We start from the raw sequence: 23,941 nt of genomic DNA, 5'->3' as shown, positions 1-23,941 counted from the left end.
TTAAATATAATTTATAAACTTTATTTAATTATTTTTACTTAAGTGTTACCGTTGGTGCCGCTCGATTTTCACCTGCATTAAAAGCAAAAAAGCGATACTAAAAGTAAGGCATTAACATTATGAAAAAAGTGACTGCCATGCTCTTCACCATGGCCGTTGGGCTGAATGTTGTCTCGATGGCGGCAAAAGCGAAAGCGGCGGAAGAGCAGGAAACGGATGTACTGTTGATCGGCGGCGGCATCATGAGCGCCACGCTGGGAACCTATTTACAGGAGCTGGAGCCGCAATGGTCAATGACCATGGTTGAGCGACTGGATGGTGTAGCGCAGGAAAGCTCAAACGGCTGGAATAACGCCGGAACCGGCCACTCCGCACTGATGGAGCTGAACTACACGCCTAAAAAGGCCGACGGTAGCATCAGCATTGAAAAGGCAGTCGAAATTAACGAAGCCTTCCAGATTTCCCGCCAGTTTTGGGCCTATCAGGTCAATAATGGCGTAATGCATGAACCACGCTCGTTTATCACCACCGTTCCGCACATGAGTTTTGTCTGGGGTGACGAGAACGTGAACTTCCTGCGTGCCCGTTACACCGCACTGCAGCAGAGCACGCTGTTCCGTGGTATGCGCTATTCAGAAGACCACGCGCAGATCAAAGAGTGGGCGCCGCTGGTCATGGAAGGTCGCGATCCGCAGCAGAAAGTCGCGGCAACGCGTACCGAGATTGGTACTGACGTGAACTACGGCGAAATCACCCGCCAACTGATTACCTCATTGCAGAAAAAGCCCAACTTTGCGCTGCAGTTGAGCACCGAAGTGCGTGGCTTTAAGCGTAATGCCGATAATAGCTGGACGGTCACGGTCGCCGATCTGAAAAATAACGAAGCGGAACACGATATCAAGGCGAAGTTTGTCTTTATCGGTGCCGGTGGCGCTGCGCTGAAGCTGTTGCAGGAAACCGACATTCCGGAAGCGAAAGGCTATGCCGGATTCCCGGTGGGCGGGCAGTTCCTGGTTGCGGAAAACCCGGATGTGGTCAATCGCCACCTGGCGAAAGTGTACGGTCAGGCCTCCGTTGGCGCGCCGCCGATGTCTGTACCGCATATCGACACCCGTATCCTTGATGGCAAGCGCGTTGTGCTGTTTGGGCCATTCGCGACATTCTCCACCAAGTTCCTGAAGAATGGTTCATTGTGGGATCTGCTCAGCTCGACCACCACCTCAAACTTTATGCCGATGGTCAACGTGGGTCTGGATAACTTCGATCTGGTGAAATATCTGGTGAGCCAGGTGATGCTCAGCGACGACGACCGTTTTGCTGCGCTGCAAGAGTACTATCCGCAGGCGAAAAAAGAAGACTGGCGTTTATGGCAGGCTGGCCAGCGTGTGCAGATCATCAAAAGCGATGCGGAGAAGGGCGGCGTGCTGCGTCTGGGCACTGAAGTCGTCAGCGATAAAGAAGGCACGATTGCAGCGCTGCTGGGAGCTTCTCCGGGCGCATCAACCGCGGCACCGATCATGCTGCATCTGATGGAAAAAGTGTTTAAAGATAAAGTAGCCAGCCCCGAGTGGCAGGCGAAGCTGAAAACCATTATTCCGTCTTATGGTACTAAGCTGAACGGTAACGTTGAGGCTACGGAACAAGAGCTGCAGTACACCAGTGAGGTTCTGGGTCTGAAATATGACAAGCCGCAGGTTGCTGATGAAGCGCCGAAACCACAGCTGAAACCTCAGGCACAACCTCAGCCTGAACAGAAAGCCGTCGCGGATATCGCGCTGTAAAATAAAATGCCGGATGGCGCTGCTGCGCTTATCCGGCATTGTTTATGCGTCTGTAGGCCGGATAAGGCGGTACGCTGCCATCCGGCACATTCTCACTTAGCGCGCGACTGCGTCCTGAATTTTGTCTTCCGCTTTCCAGATACGGTATTTAACGTCCACGTTTTCCGGGGTATAGACCACAATCGGCAGCTTGCTGTTGTAACGCAACATGCCGTCATCACCCAGATGCGCAGTAATGAATTTCTTCTCTTTCTTTCCGTCCGGACAAGCCATCATGGTTGAAACCGGAGACGTAACTTTGTCAAAGACATAGTAGTCATATCCCCAACCTTCCAGCGTTTTGCTGTCCAGTTCTCCGCCCAGGCGGTGTTGGTTACAGTCAACTTCCAGCGTTTGTCCGATCAGCAGTTCTACTTTCAGAGTAGATTCATCTTTCTCAGGGGTAAGCTGGATAACCTGGCGCTTCATACCCTTTTCCGCCTTGGGATAAGGGGCGACTTTTTCCAGCGGCTGAGCGGCGGTTTCGTTACTGGCAGCCCATGCAGAGGTGCTGGCAAAGGCGGCGAAAAGTACGGCAGGGACAATTGTCTTCATCTTATTGTTCACAGTGTTTCCTTTCTTCTGTCTTATGAACGAGTCTGTAGCAGGTTAACATATTTGGATAATCTATTAATCTGGATTTACTTATATTTAAAGTGTATTAGGTAGGGTTTCGTTGTCATGATAGCGATATATACTAGGAATTATCCTAATATTGAGATCTTTATCTTTTTGAATAAACCGTTATATACATTGTTATATAACTCATTGAAATGTGAGCAAAAGCGCATTTTTTCCCGCCAACTCAACACTCCTTTGATCCGGCAACAGCATTTACCCCAATTGGGGTATGCACCTCTAACACATCCTGAAATATCTTACGGCTAAAAATAACTACTCATAAATAGTGCAGTTTTTTATGTCGTTCAACCCGCCGAGGGAGGGCGTCATTATGGAAGGACAATGTCATGGTTGATTTATCCCGTCGAGGTATGTTGACAGGCAGTTGGCGAAACGCCAGCGCAGGGATCCGTCCGCCGTGGAGCAAGGAAGACGCTCACTTTCTGGCCCATTGCCTCCGTTGTGACGCCTGTATCCAGGCGTGCGAAACCGACATCCTGCAGCGAGGCCAGGGTGGTTACCCGAGCGTAAATTTCAAACACGGCGAGTGCAGCTTTTGCTATGCCTGCGCAGAAGCCTGTCCCGAATCACTTTTTCTTCCGCGCCACACCAGGGCATGGGATCTGAATTTTACGATTGGGGAAAACTGTCTCGCACATCAGTCCGTTGAATGTCACCGCTGTCAGGATAGCTGTGAGCCCATGGCAATAACCTTTCGTCCCACGCTGTCCGGCATTTATCAGCCGCAGCTCGACAATCAGGACTGTAACGGATGTGGCGCCTGTGTCGCTATCTGCCCGGTATCAGCCATTAACGCGGAGTACAACCATGGACAATAACTGGCAGGTCTGCAGCCTGGTCGTTCAGGCCAAAAGCCAGCATATCAACGATATCGCCACACAGTTGCGTTCCTTTTCCGGTTGCGAAGTTGCACTCAGCGATGTGGAAAGTGGTCAGTTGATTGTGGTGGTGGAAGCTGAGCAAAGTGAAACGCTAATGAAAACAATTGAGTCAGTACGCAACGTTGCGGGCGTACTGGCGGTGTCGCTGGTTTATCACCAGCAGGATGAGCAAGGTGAGGAAACACCATGAAACTCAGTCGTCGTAGCTTTATGAAAGCTAACGCCGTTGCGGCCGCTGCGGCGGCTGCCGGGTTAAGCGTGCCGGGCGTTGCCCGCGCGGTAGTCGGTCAGCAAGAAGCCATCAAATGGGACAAAGCCCCGTGCCGTTTTTGCGGGACGGGCTGTGGCGTATTGGTCGGAACGCAGCAAGGGCGTGTTGTGGCATGCCAGGGCGATCCGGATGCGCCGGTTAACCGTGGGCTTAACTGCATCAAAGGTTACTTCCTGCCGAAAATCATGTACGGAAAAGACCGTTTAACGCAGCCGATGCTGCGCATGAAAGACGGCAAGTATCACAAAGAAGGCGAGTTCACCCCGATTAGCTGGGACCAGGCCTTTGACGTGATGGAAGAGAAATTCAAAACGTCGATGAAAGAGAAAGGCCCGGAGTCTATCGGTATGTTCGGCTCTGGCCAGTGGACGATTTGGGAAGGTTATGCCGCTGCCAAATTGTTTAAAGCGGGTTTCCGTTCCAATAACATCGACCCGAACGCACGTCACTGCATGGCCTCAGCGGTAGTCGGTTTTATGCGTACCTTCGGTATGGATGAACCGATGGGCTGCTATGACGATATCGAACATGCGGATGCCTTCGTCCTGTGGGGCGCGAATATGGCAGAGATGCACCCGATCCTGTGGTCGCGCATCACCAACCGTCGTCTGTCCGATCCTAACGTGAACGTCGCGGTTCTCTCCACCTTCCAGCACCGCAGCTTTGAGCTGGCGGATAACGGTATGGTCTTCACGCCGCAAACCGATCTGGTGATCCTCAACTACATCGCGAACTACATCATTCAAAACAATGCGATTAACCAGGATTTCTTTAGCAAGCACGTTAACCTGCGTAAAGGCGTGACGGACATCGGCTACGGTCTGCGTCCAACCCATCCGCTGGAAAAAGCGGCGAAAAACCCGGGATCCGATGCTTCTGAACCGATGAGCTTTGAGGATTACAAAGCCTTCGTTGCTGAGTACACGCTGGATAAAACCGCCGAAATGACCGGCGTACCGAAAGATCAGCTGGAACAACTGGCGCAGCTGTATGCCGATCCGAAGAAAAAAGTCATCTCCTACTGGACGATGGGCTTTAACCAGCACACCCGCGGCGTGTGGGCCAACAACCTGGTCTATAACCTGCACCTGCTGACTGGCAAAATCTCCCAGCCAGGCTGCGGCCCGTTCTCTCTGACCGGCCAGCCTTCCGCATGCGGCACCGCGCGTGAAGTCGGTACGTTCTCCCACCGTCTGCCTGCGGACATGGTGGTAACGAACGAAAAACACCGCGATATCTGCGAGAAGCACTGGAATATTCCGTCAGGGACCATTCCGGCAAAAGTTGGTCTGCACGCCGTGGCGCAAGACCGTGCGCTGAAAGATGGCAAGCTCAATGTCTACTGGGCGATGTGTACTAACAACATGCAGGCCGGTCCGAACATCAACGAAGAGCGTATGCCGGGCTGGCGTGATCCGCGTAACTTCATCATCGTCTCCGATCCGTACCCGACGATCAGCGCCCTGTCGGCTGACCTGATCCTGCCGACCGCGATGTGGGTAGAGAAAGAAGGCGCCTACGGGAACGCGGAACGCCGTACACAGTTCTGGCGTCAGCAAATTAAAGCGCCGGGCGAATCGAAATCGGATCTGTGGCAACTGGTGCAGTTCTCTCGTCGCTTCAAAACAGAAGAAGTATGGCCGGAAGAGCTGCTGGCACAAAAACCGGAACTGCGCGGTAAAACGCTGTATGACGTGCTGTTTGCTACGCCAGCAGTAACGAAATTCCCAGTGACTGAACTGGCTGAAGATCAACTAAACGATGAATCCCGCGAGCTGGGCTTCTATCTGCAAAAAGGCTTGTTCGAAGAGTACGCCTGGTTTGGCCGCGGTCACGGGCACGATCTTGCCCCATTTGACGATTACCACAAAGCGCGCGGTTTACGCTGGCCGGTCGTTGAGGGTAAAGAGACCCAGTGGCGCTACAGCGAAGGCAACGACCCTTACGTGAAAGCAGGTGAAAGCTACAAGTTCTACGGTAAACCGGACGGTAAAGCGGTTATCTTCGCGCTGCCATTTGAGCCTGCTGCTGAAGCGCCGGATAAAGAATATGACCTGTGGCTGTCTACCGGACGTGTGCTGGAACACTGGCATACCGGCAGTATGACGCGTCGTGTGCCTGAACTGCACCGTGCTTTCCCGGAAGCCGTGCTGTTTATCCACCCGCTGGATGCAAAAGCACGCGATCTGCGCCGTGGCGATAAGGTCAAAGTGATTTCCCGTCGTGGCGAAGTGATTTCGATTGTTGAAACACGCGGTCGTAACCGTCCGCCGCAGGGGCTGGTGTATATGCCGTTCTTCGATGCCGCACAGCTGGTGAACAACCTGACGCTGGATGCGACGGATCCGCTCTCCAAAGAGACGGATTTCAAGAAGTGCGCCGTGAAACTGGCGAAGGTGTAACGCGTTATGTCCCGGTCAGCAAAACCCCAAAATGGCCGCCGCCGCTTTCTGCGCGATATGGTTCGCGCAGCGGGCGGGCTGGCCGTCGTTGGCGTGGCGCTGGGGTTGCAACAACAAACCGCACGCGCAACCGGCGTGCGGTTGCGCCCGCCAGGTGCACTGAGCGAGGAGGCATTCGCCAGCGCCTGCGTACGTTGCGGTCAGTGCGTTCAGGCATGTCCCTATGACACGCTGAAGCTGGCAACGCTGGCCTCCGGGCTGGCGGCCGGTACGCCATATTTTGTCGCCCGTGATATTCCTTGCGAAATGTGTGAGGACATTCCGTGTGCCAAAGTCTGCCCGAGCGGCGCGTTGGACAGGGAAATTGAATCCATTGACGATTCGCGTATGGGGCTGGCGGTACTGCTGGATCACGAAAACTGCCTCAACTATCAGGGATTACGCTGCGACGTTTGCTATCGCGAGTGCCCGAAAATTGATGAGGCGATCACCCTGGAGCTGGACCGCAATATGCGTACCGGCAAGCATGCGCGGTTTATTCCGACCGTGCACAGCGATGCCTGTACCGGCTGTGGGAAATGCGAAAAAGTCTGCGTACTGGAACAGCCAGCAATAAAAGTGCTGCCGCTGTCGCTGGCGAAAGGGGAGTTAGGACACCATTACCGCTTCGGTTGGCTGGAGGGGAACAATGGCAAATCGTAAACGTGATGCCGGGCGTGAAGCGCAGGCAAAAAAAGGATGGTGGAAGAGTCATCGCTGGCTGCTGCTGCGTCGTTTGAGTCAGTTTCTGATACTGGCGATGTTCCTCAGCGGCCCGTGGCTTGGCGTGTGGATCCTGCATGGCAACTACAGTAGCAGCCTGTTGCTGGATGCTATCCCGTTCACCGATCCGCTGATTACTCTGCAAAGCCTGGCCAGCGGGCATCTGCCGGCGACGGTGGCGTTAACGGGAGCAGCTATCATCACGGTGCTGTATGCCCTGGCCGGTAAGCGACTGTTTTGCAGTTGGGTTTGTCCCATGAACCCGGTTACCGATTTAGCCAGTTGGTTGCGCAGAAGGTTTGACCTGAATCAGTCCGCAACCCTGCCACGCCATATACGGTACGTCCTGCTGGTGGTTATCCTGGTCGGTTCCGCCCTGACCGGTACGCTGTTGTGGGAGTGGATAAATCCAGTCTCTCTGCTTGGACGGAGCCTGGTAATGGGATTCGGTAGCGGAGCGCTGCTGATCCTCGCGCTGTTTTTATTTGATTTACTGGTCGTTGAGCATGGCTGGTGCGGGCATCTTTGCCCACTGGGTGCGCTGTATAGCGTGGTGGGAAGCAAAGGGGCATTAACCGTTTCGGCAAAAGAACGTAACAGATGTAACCGCTGTATGGATTGTTTTCATGTTTGCCCGGAACCGCATGTGCTACGTGCGCCGGTGCTGGATGAGCAAAGTCCGGTGCAGGTAACCAGCCGCGATTGCATGGCCTGTGGTCGCTGCGTGGATGTCTGTTCTGAGGATGTTTTTACAATAACAACACGATGGAGTTCGGGAGCGAAATCATGAAAAGCCATGACCTGATTAAGACGCTGTGTCAATGGACGGCCCTGCTTGCCCTGGTCGTCAGTGGGGCCGTTTGGGCTGCAAATGGAGTGGATCTGAGCCAGTCACCGGAAGTCTCAGGAACACAGGAAGGGGCGATTCGCATGCCGAAAGAGCAAGAGCGCATGCCGCTGAACTATGTGAATCAGCCGCCGATGGTTCCGCATAGCGTTGAAGGGTATCAGGTGACGACTAACACTAACCGCTGCCTGCAATGCCACGGTGTGGAAAGCTATCGCACTACCGGTGCGCCGCGCATCAGTCCGACGCACTTTATGGACAGCGACGGCAAGGTATTGGCTGAAGTTGCGCCGCGTCGTTATTTCTGCCTGCAATGTCACGTTCCGCAGGCTGACGCCGCGCCGATTGTTGAAAATACCTTCACCCCCTCGAAAGGTTACGGGAAATAAGAGGTCATTATGGAAAATTCTAACCGTAAACCAGGCTGGATTAAGCGCGTCTGGCAATGGTGGCGTCGCCCCAGCCGTCTGGCGCTCGGCACGCTGTTGTTAATCGGCTTTGTGGGCGGCATTATTTTCTGGGGCGGCTTTAATACCGGTATGGAAAAGGCCAATACAGAAGAGTTCTGCATTAGCTGTCACGAAATGCGCAATACGGTATACCAGGAATACATGGAAACCGTACACTACAACAACCGCAGTGGTGTGCGAGCGACTTGCCCTGATTGCCACGTCCCGCATGAGTGGGGCCCGAAAATGATTCGCAAGATCAAGGCCAGTAAAGAGCTGTACGCGAAAGCACTGGGGCTGATAGATACACCGCAGAAATTTGAAGACCATCGTTTGACGATGGCGCAAAATGAGTGGCGGCGTATGAAAGATAATAATTCGCAAGAGTGCCGAAACTGTCACAACTTCGAGTTTATGGATTTAACCGCTCAGAAAGGCGTTGCGGCCAAAATGCACGACCAGGCCGTGAAAGACGGGCAAACCTGTATTGACTGTCATAAAGGGATAGCGCACAAACTGCCTGATATGCGCGAAGTCAAACCGGGCTTTTAACAGGATGTAGATAACCAGGTATGCTTGAAGCCAGAGAATTACTTTGCGAGCGAGATGACAGAATACTGTTCAGCAATCTGTCATTTCGCGTCAACGCAGGGGAATGGGTACAAATTACCGGCAGCAACGGCGCAGGGAAAACTACTCTGCTGCGGTTGCTTACCGGGCTGGCGCGTCCCGATGCAGGGGAGGTTTGCTGGCAAGAGCAGCCGCTGCATCACGTGCGGGACAGCTACCATCAGCAACTGCTGTGGATCGGACATCAGCCGGGGATAAAAACCCGGCTTTCGGCGTTGGAGAACCTGCGTTTCTTCCATCATGACGGCGACATTGCACAGTGTCTGGCTGCGCTGGCACAGGCGGGACTTGCCGGATATGAAGATATTCCGGTGAACCAGCTCTCCGCCGGACAACAGCGGCGCGTGGCGCTGGCCCGTTTGTGGCTGACCCGCGCCCGGCTGTGGATCCTTGATGAACCCTTTACCGCCATTGATGTGAACGGCGTTGAGCGACTGACTCAGCGTATGGCGCAGCATACAGAGCAGGGCGGTATTGTTATTCTCACCACCCACCAACCGCTCAATGTCGAAACCGATAAAGTGCGACGTATTGCGCTGACCAGCGAGAGGGCAACGCAATGATGTGGCGAATCTTCCGTTTAGAACTGCGAGTTGCGTTTCGTCATAGTGCGGAAATCGCCAATCCTTTATGGTTCTTCCTGATTGTTATTACGCTGTTCCCCCTGAGCATTGGGCCGGAACCGCAGCTACTGGCGCGCATTGCGCCGGGCATCATTTGGGTTGCGGCGCTGCTGGCGTCATTGCTGGCGCTGGAACGCCTGTTTCGTGATGATCTGCAGGACGGCAGCCTTGAGCAACTGATGCTGCTGCCGTTACCGCTACCGGCCGTGGTGCTGGCGAAAGTGATGGCGCACTGGGTCGTGACCGGCCTGCCGCTGTTGATTCTCTCGCCGCTAGTGGCGCTGCTGCTGGGCATGGATATGTACAGCTGGAAAATTATGGCGCTGACGTTGTTACTCGGAACGCCGACGCTGGGCTTCCTCGGTGCGCCGGGTGTGGGGCTGACGGTGGGCTTAAAGCGCGGCGGCGTGTTGTTAAGCGTGCTGGTGCTCCCACTCACCATACCCTTACTGATTTTTGCAACCGCCGCGATGGATGCGGCTTCTATGCACTTACCGGTTGAAGGGTACATGGCAATTCTGGGCGCGTTGCTGGTCGGCAGCGCCACGTTAAGCCCGTTTGCCACAGCTGCGGCGTTACGGATAAGCGTGCAGTAACGAGAATTAGATGTGTAGGCCGGGCAAGGTGCTCTGGCACAACGGATTTTAATTTATGGAGTCTGGTGACTGAACTATGTGGAAAACACTTCATCAATTGGCGATGCCCCCTCGGCTCTATCAGATCTGTGGCTGGTTTATCCCGTGGCTGGCGATTGCCAGCGCGGTGGTACTGATAACGGGATGGGTCTGGGGCTTTGGTTTTGCGCCTGCGGACTATCAGCAGGGGCAGAGCTATCGCATTATTTATCTGCACGTTCCGGCGGCAATCTGGTCGATGGGCATTTATGCCTCGATGGCTGTTGCCGCGTTTATCGGCCTGGTCTGGCAGATGAAAATGGCCAATCTGGCGCTGGCTGCGATGGCGCCGATTGGTGCAGTGTTTACCTTTATTGCGCTGGTGACCGGCTCCGCATGGGGCAAACCGATGTGGGGAACCTGGTGGGTCTGGGATGCCCGACTCACCTCTGAACTGGTGCTGCTGTTTCTCTACGTGGGCGCCATTGCGCTGTGGCATGCCTTTGACGACCGCCGTCTGGCAGGTCGTGCCGCCGGTATTCTGGTGCTGATTGGCGTGGTCAACTTACCGATTATCCACTACTCGGTTGAGTGGTGGAATACGCTGCATCAGGGTTCTACCCGCATGCAGCAAAGCATCGATCCGGCGATGCGTACGCCGCTGCGTCTGGCGATCGTCGGCTACCTGTTACTGTTTGTCACGCTGGCGCTGATGCGCATGCGTAACCTGATTTTGATGATGGAAAAACGCCGCCCGTGGGTGAGCGAACTGATCTTAAAAAGAGGCCGACAATGACCCCTGCATTTGCATCATGGAGTGATTTTTTCGCGATGGGCGGCTACGCCTTGTATGTCTGGCTTGCCGTAGCGATGAGTGTTATCCCGCTGGTGGTGCTGGTACTGCATTCCACGTTACAACATCGCGCAATTTTACGCGGTGTGGCGCAGCAGCGGGCGAGAGAAGCGCGTATGCGTGCGGCGCAAGTGCAACGGGAGGCGGCGTGAATATTCGACGTAAAAATCGGTTATGGATAGCCTGTGCGGTACTGGCGGGTCTGGCGTTGACCATTACGCTGGTGCTTTATGCGCTGCGTTCTAATATTGACCTGTTTTATACGCCGGGAGAGATACTCTACGGTAAGCGCGAAACGCAGCAGATGCCCGAAGTCGGTCAGCGCCTGCGCGTGGGCGGAATGGTGATGCCCGGTAGCGTAAAGCGCGATCCGCAGTCGTTGAAGGTGAATTTCAGTATCTATGACGCCGAAGGTGTGGTGGATGTCACCTACGAAGGCATTCTGCCGGATCTGTTCCGCGAAGGGCAGGGTGTTGTTGTTCAGGGCGAACTGGACGAGGGAAATCATGTGCAGGCCAAAGAGGTTCTTGCCAAACATGATGAGAATTACACCCCGCCGGAAGTCGAAAAAGCGATGCAGGAAAACCATCGTCGCCCGGAAAGTGTTTATAAGGATAAAACGTCATGATGCCTGAAATTGGCAATGCGCTGTTGTGCCTTGCGCTCGGCGTGGCGTTACTACTGTCAGTCTATCCGCTGTGGGGCGTAGCGCGCGGCGACGTGCGAATGATGGCCTCCGCGCGGCCTTTTGCCTGGGTTCTGTTTATCTGTGTGATGGGGGCGTTCCTGATTCTGGTCAACGCCTTCGTGGTTAATGACTTTACCGTCACCTACGTTGCCAGCAACTCCAATACCCAGCTTCCGGTCTGGTATCGGGTGGCAGCAACCTGGGGGGCCCATGAAGGCTCGCTGTTGCTATGGGTGCTGCTGATGAGCGGCTGGACGTTCGCCGTTGCGGCATTCAGCCAGCGTATGCCGCTGGACATCGTTGCCCGCGTGCTGGCGGTAATGGGGATGGTAAGCGTTGGCTTTCTGCTGTTTATTCTGTTTACCTCCAACCCGTTTGCCCGTACGTTGCCCAACTTCCCTATTGAAGGGCGCGACCTGAACCCGCTGTTGCAGGATCCGGGGCTGATTTTCCATCCGCCGTTGCTGTACATGGGGTATGTCGGTTTCTCGGTAGCCTTCGCGTTTGCGATTGCCGCGCTGATGAGCGGACGACTGGACAGTACCTTCGCCCGTTTTTCGCGTCCGTGGACGCTGGCGGCGTGGGTGTTCCTGACGCTGGGTATTGTGCTCGGTTCGGCCTGGGCCTATTACGAGCTGGGCTGGGGCGGTTGGTGGTTCTGGGATCCGGTTGAGAACGCCTCGTTTATGCCATGGCTGGTGGGAACGGCGCTGATGCACTCGCTGTCGGTAACCGAACAGCGTGCCAGCTTTAAAGCCTGGACGCTGCTGCTGTCAATCTGCGCATTCTCGCTTTGCCTGTTAGGTACTTTCCTGGTGCGCTCCGGCGTGCTGGTATCAGTGCATGCCTTCGCCTCCGATCCGTCGCGCGGGATGTTTATTCTGGCCTTTATGGTATTGGTGATTGGCGGCTCCCTGCTGCTGTTTGCGGTGCGCGGTCACAAGGTCCGTTCACGGGTAAACAACGCGCTGTGGTCGCGTGAATCTCTGCTGTTGGGCAACAACGTTCTGCTGATTGCCGCCATGCTGGTAGTGCTCTTGGGCACGCTGCTGCCGCTGGTGCACAAACAGCTGGGTCTGGGCAGCATTTCGATTGGCGAACCGTTCTTCAACACCATGTTTACCTGGCTGATGGCGCCGTTCGCGCTGTTGCTGGGAATTGGGCCATTAGTGCGCTGGGGCCGTGACCGACCGCGTAAACTGAAAACGTTACTGATTATCGCGTTTGTCACCACGCTTGTTCTGTCGCTGCTGCTGCCGTGGTTGTTTGAGGATCGCATTGCCGCTATGACGGTGGTAGGGCTGGCGATGGCATGCTGGATATTTGTGCTGGCGATGTCCGAAGCGTTCCTGCGTGTTTCCCGCGGAACGAAATTAACACCAAGCTATTGGGGCATGGTGTCGGGCCACGTTGGGCTGGCGATTACTATTGTCGGTATTGCCTTCAGCCAGAACTACAGCGTTGAACGCGATGTGCGCATGAAAGCAGGTGATAGCGTTAGTATCCATAACTATCAGTTCACGTTCCGCGAAGTGAAAGATATTACCGGACCTAACTACCGGGGCGGTGTCGCCATTATTGGCGTTACCCGAGATGGTAAACCGGAAGCCACGCTGCATGCGGAAAAACGCTTCTATAACAGCACCAGTTCGATGATGACCGAAGCGGCAATTGACGGCGGGTTTACGCGCGATCTGTACGCCGCGTTGGGTGAAGAACTGGATAACGGCGCATGGGCTGTGCGTCTGTACTACAAACCGTTTATTCGCTGGATTTGGGCCGGAGGATTGCTGATGGCGCTGGGCGGATTGTTCTGCCTGTTTGATCCACGCTATCGTCAGCGCACGCGTCCTCGCACCGCGGTGCAAAAAAATGCGTCGGAGGCTGTATGAAGCGCAACGCACTGTTAATTCCGTTTATTATTTTTCTGGTCATTGCGGCGGCGCTGCTGTGGCAGCTGGCGCGTAACGCTCAGGGAGACGATCCCACGAATCTGGAATCGGCGCTGATCGGCAAACCCGTTCCGACATTCCGCCTGGAGTCGCTGGAAAATCCGGGTCAGCATTATCAGGCCGATGTGCTGACCCAGGGCAAACCGGTACTGCTGAACGTCTGGGCGACCTGGTGTCCGGCCTGTCGCGCCGAACATCAGTATCTGAACCAGCTGTCTGCACAAGGCGTGCGGGTGGTGGGTCTGAACTATAAAGACGATCGTCAGAAAGCCATTGTCTGGCTGAAAGAGCTGGGCAATCCTTACTCATTAAGCCTGTTTGACGGCGACGGTATGCTCGGTCTGGATCTTGGCGTGTACGGCGCGCCGGAAACGTTCCTGATCGACGGTAAAGGTATTATTCGCTATCGCCATGCCGGTGATTTGAATGCCAGGGTGTGGGAGAGCGAGATCAAACCGTTGTGGGATAAGTACAGTAAGGAGGCTGCGCAATGAGATTTTTACTGGGCCTGCTGATGCTGGTTATCTCGGGATCTGCGCTGGCGACCATCGATGTGATGCAGTTTAAGGATGAAGCGCAGGAGCAGCAGTTCCGTCAGCTTACCGAACAGCTGCGCTGTCCTAAATGTCAGAACAACAGTATCGCCGATTCTAACTCGATGATTGCCACTGACCTGCGCCAGAAAGTGTACGAACTGATGCAGGAAGGAAAAAGTCAGAAAGAGATTGTCGACTACATGGTGGCGCGCTACGGCAACTTCGTCACCTACGATCCACCGTTGACGCCGCTTACAGTGCTTTTGTGGGTGATGCCGGTGGTAGCGATTGGTTTGGGCGGCTGGATTATTTTTGCCCGTACTCGCCGACGCGTCCGGGTGAAGCTGGAAGAGTTTCCTGACGACGTTATCCCGGATGGCAAACGCGGTGGATTTGGGTTGTTTGTGCCCGGCATCGTGGTGGCGCTGATCGTTGGCGCGGTGAGCTATTATGAAACCGGCAGCTATAAGCAGGTTCAGGTCTGGCATCAGGCCACCGCTCAGGCACCGGCGCTGCTGGAACGCGCGTTGGATCCGAAAGCTGACCCGCTCAATGAAGAAGATATGACACGTCTGGCGCTGGGGCTGCGCACGCGTTTACAAGCCGATCCTACAAACGTTGAAGGTTGGATCATGCTTGGGCGTATTGGCATGGTACTCGGTAACGCCAGTACGGCCACTGAAGCCTATGCCAATGCCTATCGACTGGATCCTAAAAACAGCGATGCGGCGCTGGGTTATGCGGAAGCACTGACCCGTTCATCCGATCCTGACGATAACCGCCGGGGAGGGGAGCTGTTACGCCAGCTGGTGCGCGGCGAGCATGCCAACGTGCGGGTTCTCAGCATGTACGCGTTTAACGCTTTTGAACAGCAACGCTTTGGTGAGGCGGTTGCGGCATGGGAGATGATGCTGAAATTATTACCGGCCAATGATACCCGTCGGGCGGTGATAGAACGCAGCATTAAGCAGGCGATGGAGCAGCTAACGCCGCAGGAGAAGTAAGAGTCCAGATTACCCGAAGGCGTGCTGCTTTCGGGCCTGTGCGAGCTTTGTAGGCCGGATAAGACGCTGCTGCGTCGTCATCCGGCATCTCATTGATTACTGCATGCCGCGCGTTTGCAAAAACAGGATGGTGGCAGCAACGCGAGAACGCACATTGAGTTTGCGCAGCAGGTTGCGAATATGCACCTTCACCGTCTGTTCAGAAATATTCAGCACTGATGCAATCTGTTTGTTCGACAGTCCCTGAGCAAGTTCATGCAATACATCCAGTTCACGTTCGGTGAGAATGCTGAATGGATCTTCCTGCGCACCAAACAGGTCACGTTCGCGCAGATATTCGCTAACGCGAGCGCTAAACGCTTTACCCCCTTTGGCGCCGTTACGAATGGCTTCCAGCAAGACTTCAGGATCGCTATCTTTCAGTAAATAACCATCCGCGCCGGCATCAATTAAGGCGTACACATCGCTGGCGGCATCCGATACGGTAAGAATAATAATTTGCGCGGTGACGCCGTCCCGACGCAGCGCATTCAGGGTGTCCAGCCCGCTCATACCTTTCATATTGAGATCCAGCAGGATCACATCAAGGTCCAGACGGTTTGCCAGATCGATAGCACTTGCGCCGTCGCCTGCTTCAGCGACTACGTCAAATGCGGGATCCAGTTGCAATAATTGACTAATTCCCCGCCGCATGAGTGGGTGGTCGTCGACAATCAGCACCCGAAAAGGCGTTACTTCAGGCATACTATTCTCCTGAGCTTTTATTAGTATCATTATTGTTTTCAGCGCATCAATCGTCCAGATTCATCGCGCTGATGAGAGGATGAATTTTACCCCAATTTGTGCATGGGTAAGTAGCAAAACCTTTACTCACATGCTTTGGTATCGGTCGACGATATTTTTCCAACGAAGTCTATACGAGGAAAACTATAAAAATTAACTAGTTAGGTGCCCTTACTGATGATTTAGTTACTGACATCCTGACGGTGTGTAGGTTAAGGGGGCGATACTTATAGATGTATAATGCCTCGGTGGCAAAGTGAATCTGTCAGTGCAGGAAAACTGTAAACAGTGATTTGACAGCATTCAAATTCTGCACCTTCAGGATACTATTGATTTTTTTATGTCGAAAAGTCAAATGACATATTTAACCCAGTTAGAAAAAGCTGCCCAACATAGGCAGCCTATTTTTAGGCATTGCTTCGAAAAGTTCTAAGTTTATATTTAACTTTTTTAATAAGACAGTATTCGCGTATAAAATAAAATTTAATTTTTCTGCTTGGTTTTTGTGTGCTTAGAAATGGGGATACTGCGGCTTTTATAGCTTGTATTTGACGATTGTTAAAGAAACAATAACCATAAACACTTGTGCTTACTCTTCTCGCAAGACTATATGTTAAGTGAATAGATGGGGCTATTGTTTTAATTTCTGTCTCGCATTTTTTCTTAGCTAATCCATTAAGAACACCTAAAGCGTATATTATATCGTCGATGTCTTCCTTTTTGGGAGCATTAGTAATGCTATCGGATCTGACTCTATATAAAACAAGTACATCGGTCATCCGTTTTATCGTTTTTGATGCAAGATATGTCTTTGGTACTAAGGCTATATCTTCGTAATGTCTTCCTACCGGGAATCGTAACGTATTGAATATAAATCTTTTATAAATTCTGGCCCATGGAAACCATTCATTATTTAAAAATGTTTCGCGTAAATCGCTTAATGAATTTATTGTTAGAGATTCATTTTTGAGACTATTGATACTGGTGTTATTTCATTTTTATTTCCATTGTAAAATCTATTTTCATTAAATTCAATTAGATCAATATTATCGGACTGTAGTATCGGACTTATTTTCTCCCAGAAGGAGGTATCCCAGAGATCATCTCCATCAAGGAATGCTAAATATTTTCCAGAAGATACATCAATGCCAGTATTTCTAGCTGCGGATACCCCCATATTTTGTTGTGTAATTAATTTAATGATTTTATTCGTATTATTGCTTACAAACCGTTCTATTTCTTTAAATGAGTTATCTGTTGAACCATCATTGATCACAATGATCTCAACACTATTGTCAATTTGACAGCATACAGATTCCAGACATTCATAAACATAATCTTGGCAGTTGTAACAAGGGATTATGACGCTTAGCAAGTATGGAGAAGTCATAGAATAAATCCTTAATTATTGCTGAACAGATGCGCAAAAATAATTCAAGTGAGGCTTATCGTTTTTCTCATCCTAACATCTTATCAGTTGTTACAAAGAACAGAAAGCTGTAGTGACAATCTTGCTAAGGGTGGTCTGGATGCGAATTAGGCTATAGGATGTTTATATTCGTTGATGTTGTATAGTCTTGTTACGAGGGGGATCGCTTTTACCAGTTCATTTCTTGTTGAATTTTTTCATTTGGTTCCTTTTACTAAACTGCGACGAACAACAAACAGGCATAAAAAAAAACCAACCGCAAGGGTTGGTTTTTTTAGGGATTTTTGGTCGGCACGAGAGGATTTGAACCTCCGACCCCCGACACCCCATGACGGTGCGCTACCAGGCTGCGCTACGTGCCGACGCTATGGCTGCTAATACTACTGCTTTCCGCTACGAATGCAAGAGGATGCCTCACTAACTGATTTATAATTAATCAGTTAGCAATAAATCGTTTCTCATCCGTCAGAACCTGTAGCAGCAGGCTGAGCTGCGGTTTCTGATCTTTTATTTTCTCGCCACGTAAATCATAGGTCTGATAATTTCCGTTGTTGTTCAGCACCAGCGTCATCTCTGGCGTAGTCACTGCCATTGTGCTGCCGTCAGCGGCGGTCACCCAGTAATGGCGACGTGTAGCATTGAACAAATCCTGCCCCTGCGAGTATTCGTTAGCCGGCGTGCTGACATGCAGCAGGCGCTGCATCAGCGTCGTCATCAGGTCTGTATGATCGGTCAGGCTATTGATACGCTGGGCAGGTGTTCCCGGCCAGTGAATCACCAGAGGAACCTGCAGATGACCACGCGACCAGGCAAAGTTGTTCTCTTCCTGAGTCAGCGGCACGCCTCGACCCGCGGTAATAATCACCACCGTGTTGTCCAGTTTACCCGAGTCGCGCAGGGCGCTAAGTACACGGTTAATATTGGCATCCACATCCTGAGCGGCGCTGGCGTAGCGTTTGGCAAAGTTCTTCTGGTTACTGTCATCAAGGTTTGTCCCGTTAAAGGAGACCCAGGAGAACCAGCGATTATCTTCCTGCGCGTAGCGTCCCAGCCAGTTAATCCATTGGCTTGCGGTTTGTTCGTCTGATTGCGTTTGCACGCTCGGCATGGAGAAATCTGACAGTAGCGCCTGACGATAAAGCGGGCTGGTAAAGCCATCCGAGGAGAATAGCCCTAACTGATAACCCTGCTGGTTCAGTGCAGAGATCAGCGCCGCAGGCGTTCGGGTCGACAAAATGCCGTCCATGTAGCTTGGTGATACGCCATAGAACAGGCCAAAGATCCCGTTATCCGTGGTGTTGCCTGAGCTCATGTGACGTGTAAAGGAGATATTCTGCCCGGCGAACTCAGCCAGCGCAGGCATCTGTTTTTCAAAGCGTGAGTAGTTCAGGCCGTCTACGGTGATCAGCAGAACGTTCTGGCCGGTGCCCAGATCGCGATAGTGCAGTTCGCTGAGCGGGTACTGCACGGAAACCGCTTCCGGATTACCCTGTTCGATCAGGCGACGCTGATACTCTTGCGCATCCAGCAGGCCATGTTTTTCCAGAAACTTACGCGCCGTCATCGGGTAGGAGAGCGGCAGGTTTGCGCGCTGCATGGTAATCGGGCGATAGAAATTGGCATCTGCCCAGATATACACCACATGCGAGGCGATAAAAGAAACAAAGAAGAATGCCGCTAACGGTTTGGCGAAATGGCGACGACGCGTCAGGCTGCGCAGCTTTTGCCAGCTCCAGGTCGCAAACAACATTTCTATTAGCAGGATAACCGGCACGCTGATAAACAACAGTTGCCAGTCACGCGCCGCTTCGTTCTGGTCAGGATTAATGACCAGTTCCCAGACTATCGGGTTAAGGTGCAGGTGGAAGCGGGTGAAAACTTCGCTGTCGATTAACAACAGCGTCATGCCAGCTGTCGCCAGAATAGCTGATAAGAATCGCATCAGCCTCTGGGACATGACGATAAACGTCAGGGGAAACAGGATTAGCAGATAGGTGGCAAACACCAGAAAGCTAAAATGCCCGACAACGCTCAGGTAGGAATATACACGACCTGCAAGGGTTGTCGGCCAGTCGGCGACAAACAGGTAACGGCTACCGAGAACCATGGCCAACAGAATGTTGAACAAGGCAAACCAGTGCCCCCAGCTAACCATCTGGGAGACTTTCTCACGGTAGCGCTGACGATGAGTTACCATAAACTATTGTTCGTTTCCCCGGAGCAGGCTCTTAATGCGCTTGGTCGTCGTTTACCGAAGACTGCAATGCGCGGGCAAAAGAGTTGGCAATCGCCTGGCGCTGGGCCGGTGCGATGCTTGTATTGATAAGGTTAGTCACCATGTTTCCCAGAACCATCAGGGAAAGGTCGGTCGGCGCCTTATGTTTTTCCAGTACGTTGAGCATCTCATTCAGCAGTTGTTCAACGTGTTCGTCACTATAGCGGGAAATTTGTGGCATAAATCGAAATCAGTCTGTTCATGAAAGGGCAACATATTACCGTACAGACAGTTTTTTTTCTGCTTTTTTATCTTCTATTGCGTCACTGCCCGGCAGGTGGTTGAATACCGCCCGGTCTAAAAGGAGAGTTTATCATGAGTCTGGATATCAACCAGATTGCCCTGCACCAGCTTATCAAACGTGACGAGCAGAACCTTGAGCTGGTCTTGCGCGATTCATTACTGGAACCGACAGCGACGGTTGTCGATATGATGGCTGAGTTGCATCGGGTGTATAGCGCTAAGAATAAAGCCTATGGCCTGTTTAGCGAAGAGAGTGAACTGGCGCAAACGCTGCGTTTACAGCGTCAGGGTGAAGAGGATTTTCTGGCATTTAGTCGTGCCGCGACCGGACGCTTGCGGGACGAGCTGGCGAAATATCCTTTTGCCGACGGCGGTATTGTCCTGTTCTGCCATTACCGCTATCTGGCGGTAGAGTATCTGCTGGTCGCCGTGCTGAACAATTTAAGCAGCATGCGCGTCAATGAAAATCTGGATATCAACCCGACGCACTATCTGGATATCAATCATGCGGACATCGTGGCGCGTATTGATTTAACCGAGTGGGAAACCAATCCGGAGTCCACGCGCTATCTGACGTTCCTGAAAGGGCGGGTCGGGCGTAAAGTCGCCGATTTCTTTATGGATTTCCTCGGTGCCAGCGAAGGTCTGAACGCCAAAGCACAAAACCGTGGCCTGCTGCAGGCGCTCGATGACTTTACCAATGAGGCTCAACTCGATAAAGCCGAACGCCAGAACGTGCGTCAGCAGGTGTACAGCTACTGTAACGAGCAGCTGCAGGCTGGTGAAGAGATCGAACTGGAGTCGCTATCTAAAGAGCTTTCCGGCGTCAGTGAAGTCAGCTTCAGCGAATTTACCGCTGATAAAGGCTACGAGCTGGAAGAGAGCTTCCCTGCGGATCGCAGTACGCTGCGTCAGTTAACCAAATTTGCCGGCAGCGGCGGTGGGTTAACCATTAACTTCGACGCTATGTTACTGGGTGAACGTATTTTCTGGGATCCGGCGACGGACACCTTGACCATCAAAGGTACGCCGCCGAACCTGCGCGACCAGCTGCAGCGCCGCACGTCTGGCGGGAAATAAAACCGTGTGCCGGGTGAGAGCGTTAACGCCTTATCCGGTCGACGAGAACCATCAGTATCGATGACAAAATCCCATAAAAAAACCCCGCCTTGGCGGGGTTTTTCTTCAACTTGTTTGCGATTACGCGCGAACGAAGTCGATGTGGGACAGCTTCGGCTTGAACGGGTGACGCTGTACAGCCTGAGCTTTAACTTTAACTTCTTTACCGTCAACAACGATGGTCAGAACTTCGCTGTAGAATTCAGCTTTAGCTTGCATGTTCATAACTGCATCGTGATCCAGTTCGATAGCAATCGGGGCTTCTGCGCCACCGTAGATGATTGCCGGGAACTTGTTAGCGGCACGCAGGCGGCGGCTCGCACCCTTACCCTGCTCTTTACGTACTTCAGCGTTGATAGTAAACATTTAAATCTCTCTTTAATAATTCCTGCTACAGGCGACCCAGCAACAGGTAAGTGATCTGCTTTGCGTATGCAAAAGCGGGCGAGATTCTATACTCAAACGGCTGGTACATCAATCAAAAGTACGATTAACCGCGTAATTCATGTGCCCGACGAAAGCGACCTTCATAATCGAAGACCTTTTCACGGACCTGCCAGTACTGACCTTTCATGCGAGCCACCACGAAATCAGGATGCCGTAACAACGCCTGCTGATTGAGGATATCGGCGGCGGTTATCCAGCGTAAGGGTATACCGGGTGTTCGGGTGTGCGGGCGAATAAACAGTTGTTCGAAGGCCGTACGCTGCGCGGGAGTGTGCAGGCGAAAGCGTTCGCTGACGTCAGCGCCATCTTCATCGTAATAGGTGATTTTCAGCCATTCGCCTTTATCATCCTGCCCGTTTTGTAACACCATACCACTACAGCGCAGGACCAGCGCATCTTTGAGCCTGAGCGCGGCTTTCAGCATGTCATCCGGGTCAACCAGCACCGTGTCGCACTCCCGACAACGGCGGGCAGCAATGTCATTTTCCGCGTTGCACTGTGGACAGTTTTTAAAACGGAAACGAAAATCGCACTGTTCGCGATGGCCGTCATCATCTTCAAACCATCCCTGGCAGCGGCGGCCAAAATGTTCAATCAGCGTGCCGTCTGCCGTGGTTTTGCCCCAGAAGGTGTTTGCAAATCCGCAGGCAGGACAGAACACCTGTACCGGAACGTTGTCGCTTTTCCCTTTCGGTGCACCCACTTCCGGTGCGTACAGATCGTGCGGGTTGCCGGCATAATCGAGGATCAGACAGTCGGTTTTACCCGGTGCAAGGCGCAACCCACGACCGACAATTTGTTGGTAAAGGCTAACTGATTCCGTCGGGCGCAGAATGGCGATAAGGTCAACGTGCGGGGCATCAAAGCCGGTGGTCAGGACCGACACATTCACCAGATAGCGAAAGCGCTGGGCTTTGAACTCTTCAATCAGCACGTCGCGCTCAGCGCCTGGCGTATCCCCAGTGATTAGCGCGGCGTCGTCAGCGGGCAGCAGGCCCAGAATTTCTTTGGCGTGCTCAACGGTGGCGGCGAAAATCATCACCCCTTTGCGGGTTTGGGCAAACTCGACAATCTGGCTGATGATATGCGGCGTTATTCGTTGCTGCTTTTTCAGCTCCTGATTCAGATCCGCTTCGCTAAACAGGCCGTTACTCTGCGCCTGCAGGCGGCTAAAGTCATACTGCACGACCGGCATGTCGAGGCGTTCTGGCGGCGTCAGGTAGCCGTGTTTAATCATGTAGCGCAGCGGTAATTCATAAATGCAGTCGCGAAACAGCGCTTTTTCATCGCCGCGCACCATACCATGATAATGAAAATGATAAATCCAGCCCTTGCCCAAACGAAAAGGCGTGGCAGTAAGCCCGAGCAGACGTAAGTGGGGATTTACTTTAGTCAGGTGAGTGAGGATTTGCTGATACTGACTCTCTTCATCATCGCCAATACGATGGCATTCATCGACGATCAGCAGTGAGAATTCTCCCTGAAAGGCGTCCAGATTACGCGCTACCGACTGTACGCTGCCAAAGACCACTTTCCCGTGGCTCTCTTTACGCTTCAGGCCTGCGGCAAAAATATCGGCTTCCAGCCCCAGCGCACAATATTTGGCATGGTTTTGTGCGACCAGTTCTTTGACGTGCGCCAGTACCAGTACGCGACCACGTGCCACGCGGGCCAGTTCAGCAATCACCAGACTTTTGCCCGCGCCGGTTGGCAGGACGATAACCGCCGGGGTGCGGTGGTGGCGAAAATGGTTGAGCGTGGCGTCCACGGCTTCTTTTTGGTACGGGCGAAGAGTAAAAATCATGAGCTCATTAAGGTAAACAGCAACAATGTATAGTATGCCATGAATCATTTCCCTTGAGGGATGGTGTAACACCGCTATACTGGGCGGATAATAGTCCCACTTTTCGGGCGTAAACCCGCTTCTCGTATTTTTACAGGCAAAAATCACACTCATGCGACTTGATAAATTTATCGCTCAGCAACTCGGCGTCAGCCGCGCTATTGCCGGGCGTGAGATCCGTGCTAACCGCGTTACCGTCGACGGTGAAATCGTTAAAAACAGTGCCTTTAAGCTGCTACCAGAACACGACGTCGAATATGACGGTAATTCCCTGGTTCAACAAAATGGCCCGCGCTATTTTATGCTGAATAAGCCTCAGGGTTATGTTTGCTCAACGGATGACCCGGATCATCCGACGGTGCTCTATTTCCTTGATGAACCGGTTGCCTACAAACTGCATGCGGCAGGGCGTCTGGATATCGACACCACCGGACTGGTACTGATGACCGATGACGGACAGTGGTCGCATCGTATCACCTCTCCTCGTCACCATTGTGAGAAAACCTATCTGGTGACGCTGGAGTCGCCAGTGGCAGACGATACCGCCGAGCAGTTTGCCCATGGCGTACAGTTGCATAATGAAAAAGACCTGACCAAACCGGCTGTTCTGGAGGTCATTACGCCAACTCAGGTGCGATTGACCATCAGCGAAGGGCGTTATCATCAGGTAAAACGTATGTTTGCCGCGGTGGGTAACCACGTTGTGGAACTGCACCGTGAACGAATTGGTGACATCAGGCTTGATGACGATCTGGAGCCGGGTGAATACCGTCCATTGACCGAAGAAGAAATCGCCAGCGTTAACTTAACCCCGCGTTAATTTCAGGA

The 23,941-nt window shown here is 52.7% G+C and carries 25 protein-coding genes and 1 tRNA gene; 18 read left to right on the top strand and 8 right to left on the bottom strand.

Translation table 11 applies throughout. From position 1 onward, the window contains the following. Nucleotides 1-119 precede the first annotated feature (119 nt). A complete protein-coding gene (gene mqo, locus OGY13_RS18755) occupies nucleotides 120-1,781 on the top strand; it encodes a malate dehydrogenase (quinone) (protein ID WP_003834639.1) in 1,662 nt (553 codons plus the stop codon). Nucleotides 1,782-1,877: 96 nt separating this feature from the next. On the opposite strand, the gene eco is transcribed toward mqo, so the two are convergent. Beyond that, nucleotides 1,878-2,375, bottom strand: coding sequence for a serine protease inhibitor ecotin (gene eco / locus OGY13_RS18750; protein ID WP_032934607.1), 498 nt, complete (start codon nucleotides 2,373-2,375; stop codon nucleotides 1,878-1,880). Nucleotides 2,376-2,788: 413 nt separating this feature from the next. Between eco and napF the strand changes: the two genes are divergently transcribed. From napF to OGY13_RS18675, 15 genes are all read left to right on the top strand, one after another. Continuing rightward, on the top strand, nucleotides 2,789-3,280 hold the full coding sequence (gene napF / locus OGY13_RS18745) for a ferredoxin-type protein NapF (RefSeq protein WP_213752779.1): 492 nt from the start codon (nucleotides 2,789-2,791) through the stop codon (nucleotides 3,278-3,280). Next, on the top strand, nucleotides 3,270-3,533 hold the full coding sequence (gene napD / locus OGY13_RS18740) for a chaperone NapD (RefSeq protein ID WP_048215888.1): 264 nt from the start codon (nucleotides 3,270-3,272) through the stop codon (nucleotides 3,531-3,533). Before napF ends, napD begins: the two co-directional genes overlap by 11 nt. Beyond that, on the top strand, nucleotides 3,530-6,016 hold the full coding sequence (napA, locus tag OGY13_RS18735; protein WP_008785300.1) for a nitrate reductase catalytic subunit NapA: 2,487 nt from the start codon (nucleotides 3,530-3,532) through the stop codon (nucleotides 6,014-6,016). The genes napD and napA overlap by 4 nt, the downstream gene beginning before the upstream one ends. A gap of 6 nt (nucleotides 6,017-6,022) precedes the next feature. Further along, complete coding sequence (gene napG / locus OGY13_RS18730) at nucleotides 6,023-6,718, top strand: ferredoxin-type protein NapG (RefSeq protein ID WP_003834629.1); 696 nt, start codon at nucleotides 6,023-6,025, stop codon at nucleotides 6,716-6,718. Continuing rightward, on the top strand, nucleotides 6,705-7,568 hold the full coding sequence (gene napH / locus OGY13_RS18725; protein WP_003027552.1) for a quinol dehydrogenase ferredoxin subunit NapH: 864 nt from the start codon (nucleotides 6,705-6,707) through the stop codon (nucleotides 7,566-7,568). Before napG ends, napH begins: the two co-directional genes overlap by 14 nt. Next, a complete protein-coding gene (gene napB, locus OGY13_RS18720; RefSeq protein WP_003834627.1) occupies nucleotides 7,565-8,014 on the top strand; it encodes a nitrate reductase cytochrome c-type subunit in 450 nt (149 codons plus the stop codon). Before napH ends, napB begins: the two co-directional genes overlap by 4 nt. A gap of 9 nt (nucleotides 8,015-8,023) precedes the next feature. Continuing rightward, nucleotides 8,024-8,626: a cytochrome c-type protein NapC gene (gene napC, locus OGY13_RS18715; RefSeq protein WP_003027548.1), complete on the top strand. Its 603-nt coding sequence runs from the start codon at nucleotides 8,024-8,026 to the stop codon at nucleotides 8,624-8,626. A 20-nt stretch (nucleotides 8,627-8,646) separates the two neighbouring features. Beyond that, nucleotides 8,647-9,267, top strand: a complete 621-nt coding sequence (gene ccmA / locus OGY13_RS18710) for a cytochrome c biogenesis heme-transporting ATPase CcmA (protein ID WP_008785298.1) — start codon at nucleotides 8,647-8,649, stop codon at nucleotides 9,265-9,267. Then, entirely contained in the window at nucleotides 9,264-9,923 is a 660-nt protein-coding gene (gene ccmB / locus OGY13_RS18705; protein ID WP_048215891.1) for a heme exporter protein CcmB, read from the top strand. Before ccmA ends, ccmB begins: the two co-directional genes overlap by 4 nt. Before the next feature lie 76 nt (nucleotides 9,924-9,999). Further along, complete coding sequence (locus tag OGY13_RS18700) at nucleotides 10,000-10,737, top strand: heme ABC transporter permease (protein ID WP_003027538.1); 738 nt, start codon at nucleotides 10,000-10,002, stop codon at nucleotides 10,735-10,737. Then, nucleotides 10,734-10,946 (top strand): heme exporter protein CcmD, encoded by a 213-nt coding sequence (ccmD, locus tag OGY13_RS18695; RefSeq protein WP_048215892.1) that lies wholly within the window; start codon nucleotides 10,734-10,736, stop codon nucleotides 10,944-10,946. Before OGY13_RS18700 ends, ccmD begins: the two co-directional genes overlap by 4 nt. Beyond that, the gene (ccmE, locus tag OGY13_RS18690) at nucleotides 10,943-11,422 is read left to right on the top strand and encodes a cytochrome c maturation protein CcmE (protein ID WP_003834619.1); all 480 of its coding nucleotides are present in this window, start codon (nucleotides 10,943-10,945) and stop codon (nucleotides 11,420-11,422) included. The genes ccmD and ccmE overlap by 4 nt, the downstream gene beginning before the upstream one ends. Further along, nucleotides 11,419-13,374, top strand: a complete 1,956-nt coding sequence (locus OGY13_RS18685; RefSeq protein ID WP_213752778.1) for a heme lyase CcmF/NrfE family subunit — start codon at nucleotides 11,419-11,421, stop codon at nucleotides 13,372-13,374. Before ccmE ends, OGY13_RS18685 begins: the two co-directional genes overlap by 4 nt. After that, nucleotides 13,371-13,928, top strand: coding sequence for a thiol:disulfide interchange protein DsbE (gene dsbE, locus OGY13_RS18680; RefSeq protein ID WP_213752777.1), 558 nt, complete (start codon nucleotides 13,371-13,373; stop codon nucleotides 13,926-13,928). The genes OGY13_RS18685 and dsbE overlap by 4 nt, the downstream gene beginning before the upstream one ends. Continuing rightward, nucleotides 13,925-14,974, top strand: coding sequence for a cytochrome c-type biogenesis protein CcmH (locus tag OGY13_RS18675; RefSeq protein WP_125112613.1), 1,050 nt, complete (start codon nucleotides 13,925-13,927; stop codon nucleotides 14,972-14,974). The genes dsbE and OGY13_RS18675 overlap by 4 nt, the downstream gene beginning before the upstream one ends. 96 nt (nucleotides 14,975-15,070) lie before the next feature. Here the strand turns inward: OGY13_RS18675 and narP are convergent, their stop codons facing one another. The 5 genes from narP to OGY13_RS18650 form a co-directional block, all read right to left on the bottom strand. After that, nucleotides 15,071-15,718 (bottom strand): nitrate/nitrite response regulator protein NarP, encoded by a 648-nt coding sequence (gene narP, locus OGY13_RS18670; RefSeq protein ID WP_003834605.1) that lies wholly within the window; start codon nucleotides 15,716-15,718, stop codon nucleotides 15,071-15,073. A gap of 991 nt (nucleotides 15,719-16,709) precedes the next feature. Then, nucleotides 16,710-17,147 (bottom strand): glycosyltransferase family 2 protein, encoded by a 438-nt coding sequence (locus tag OGY13_RS18665; protein WP_213752776.1) that lies wholly within the window; start codon nucleotides 17,145-17,147, stop codon nucleotides 16,710-16,712. A 324-nt stretch (nucleotides 17,148-17,471) separates the two neighbouring features. Then, a tRNA-Pro gene (locus OGY13_RS18660) sits at nucleotides 17,472-17,548 on the bottom strand. Between the two features lie 74 nt (nucleotides 17,549-17,622). Beyond that, nucleotides 17,623-19,383 (bottom strand): LPS biosynthesis-modulating metalloenzyme YejM, encoded by a 1,761-nt coding sequence (gene yejM / locus OGY13_RS18655; RefSeq protein WP_057066518.1) that lies wholly within the window; start codon nucleotides 19,381-19,383, stop codon nucleotides 17,623-17,625. Between the two features lie 31 nt (nucleotides 19,384-19,414). Next, nucleotides 19,415-19,642, bottom strand: coding sequence for a YejL family protein (locus OGY13_RS18650; RefSeq protein WP_003027506.1), 228 nt, complete (start codon nucleotides 19,640-19,642; stop codon nucleotides 19,415-19,417). A gap of 134 nt (nucleotides 19,643-19,776) precedes the next feature. On the opposite strand from OGY13_RS18650, the gene yejK reads away from it, so the two are divergent. Next, nucleotides 19,777-20,784, top strand: a complete 1,008-nt coding sequence (gene yejK, locus OGY13_RS18645) for a nucleoid-associated protein YejK (protein ID WP_048234884.1) — start codon at nucleotides 19,777-19,779, stop codon at nucleotides 20,782-20,784. 120 nt (nucleotides 20,785-20,904) lie between these two features. On the opposite strand, the gene rplY is transcribed toward yejK, so the two are convergent. Together rplY and radD are read right to left on the bottom strand one after the other, a co-directional pair. After that, entirely contained in the window at nucleotides 20,905-21,189 is a 285-nt protein-coding gene (gene rplY, locus OGY13_RS18640; RefSeq protein ID WP_003027502.1) for a 50S ribosomal protein L25, read from the bottom strand. 124 nt (nucleotides 21,190-21,313) lie between these two features. After that, a complete protein-coding gene (radD, locus tag OGY13_RS18635; RefSeq protein ID WP_079934598.1) occupies nucleotides 21,314-23,074 on the bottom strand; it encodes a DNA repair helicase RadD in 1,761 nt (586 codons plus the stop codon). A 151-nt stretch (nucleotides 23,075-23,225) separates the two neighbouring features. Here radD and rsuA point away from each other — a divergent pair, with 151 nt between their 5' ends. Continuing rightward, nucleotides 23,226-23,933: a 16S rRNA pseudouridine(516) synthase RsuA gene (gene rsuA / locus OGY13_RS18630; RefSeq protein ID WP_008785291.1), complete on the top strand. Its 708-nt coding sequence runs from the start codon at nucleotides 23,226-23,228 to the stop codon at nucleotides 23,931-23,933. Nucleotides 23,934-23,941 lie beyond the last annotated feature (8 nt).

Source organism: Citrobacter sp. Cpo045, assembly GCF_030332875.1.
In the GTDB taxonomy this organism is placed as follows: Bacteria; Pseudomonadota; Gammaproteobacteria; order Enterobacterales; family Enterobacteriaceae; genus Citrobacter; species Citrobacter portucalensis.
The sequence above is the reverse complement of the archived record's forward strand: the minus strand, read 5'-3'. Positions and strand labels throughout refer to the sequence as shown.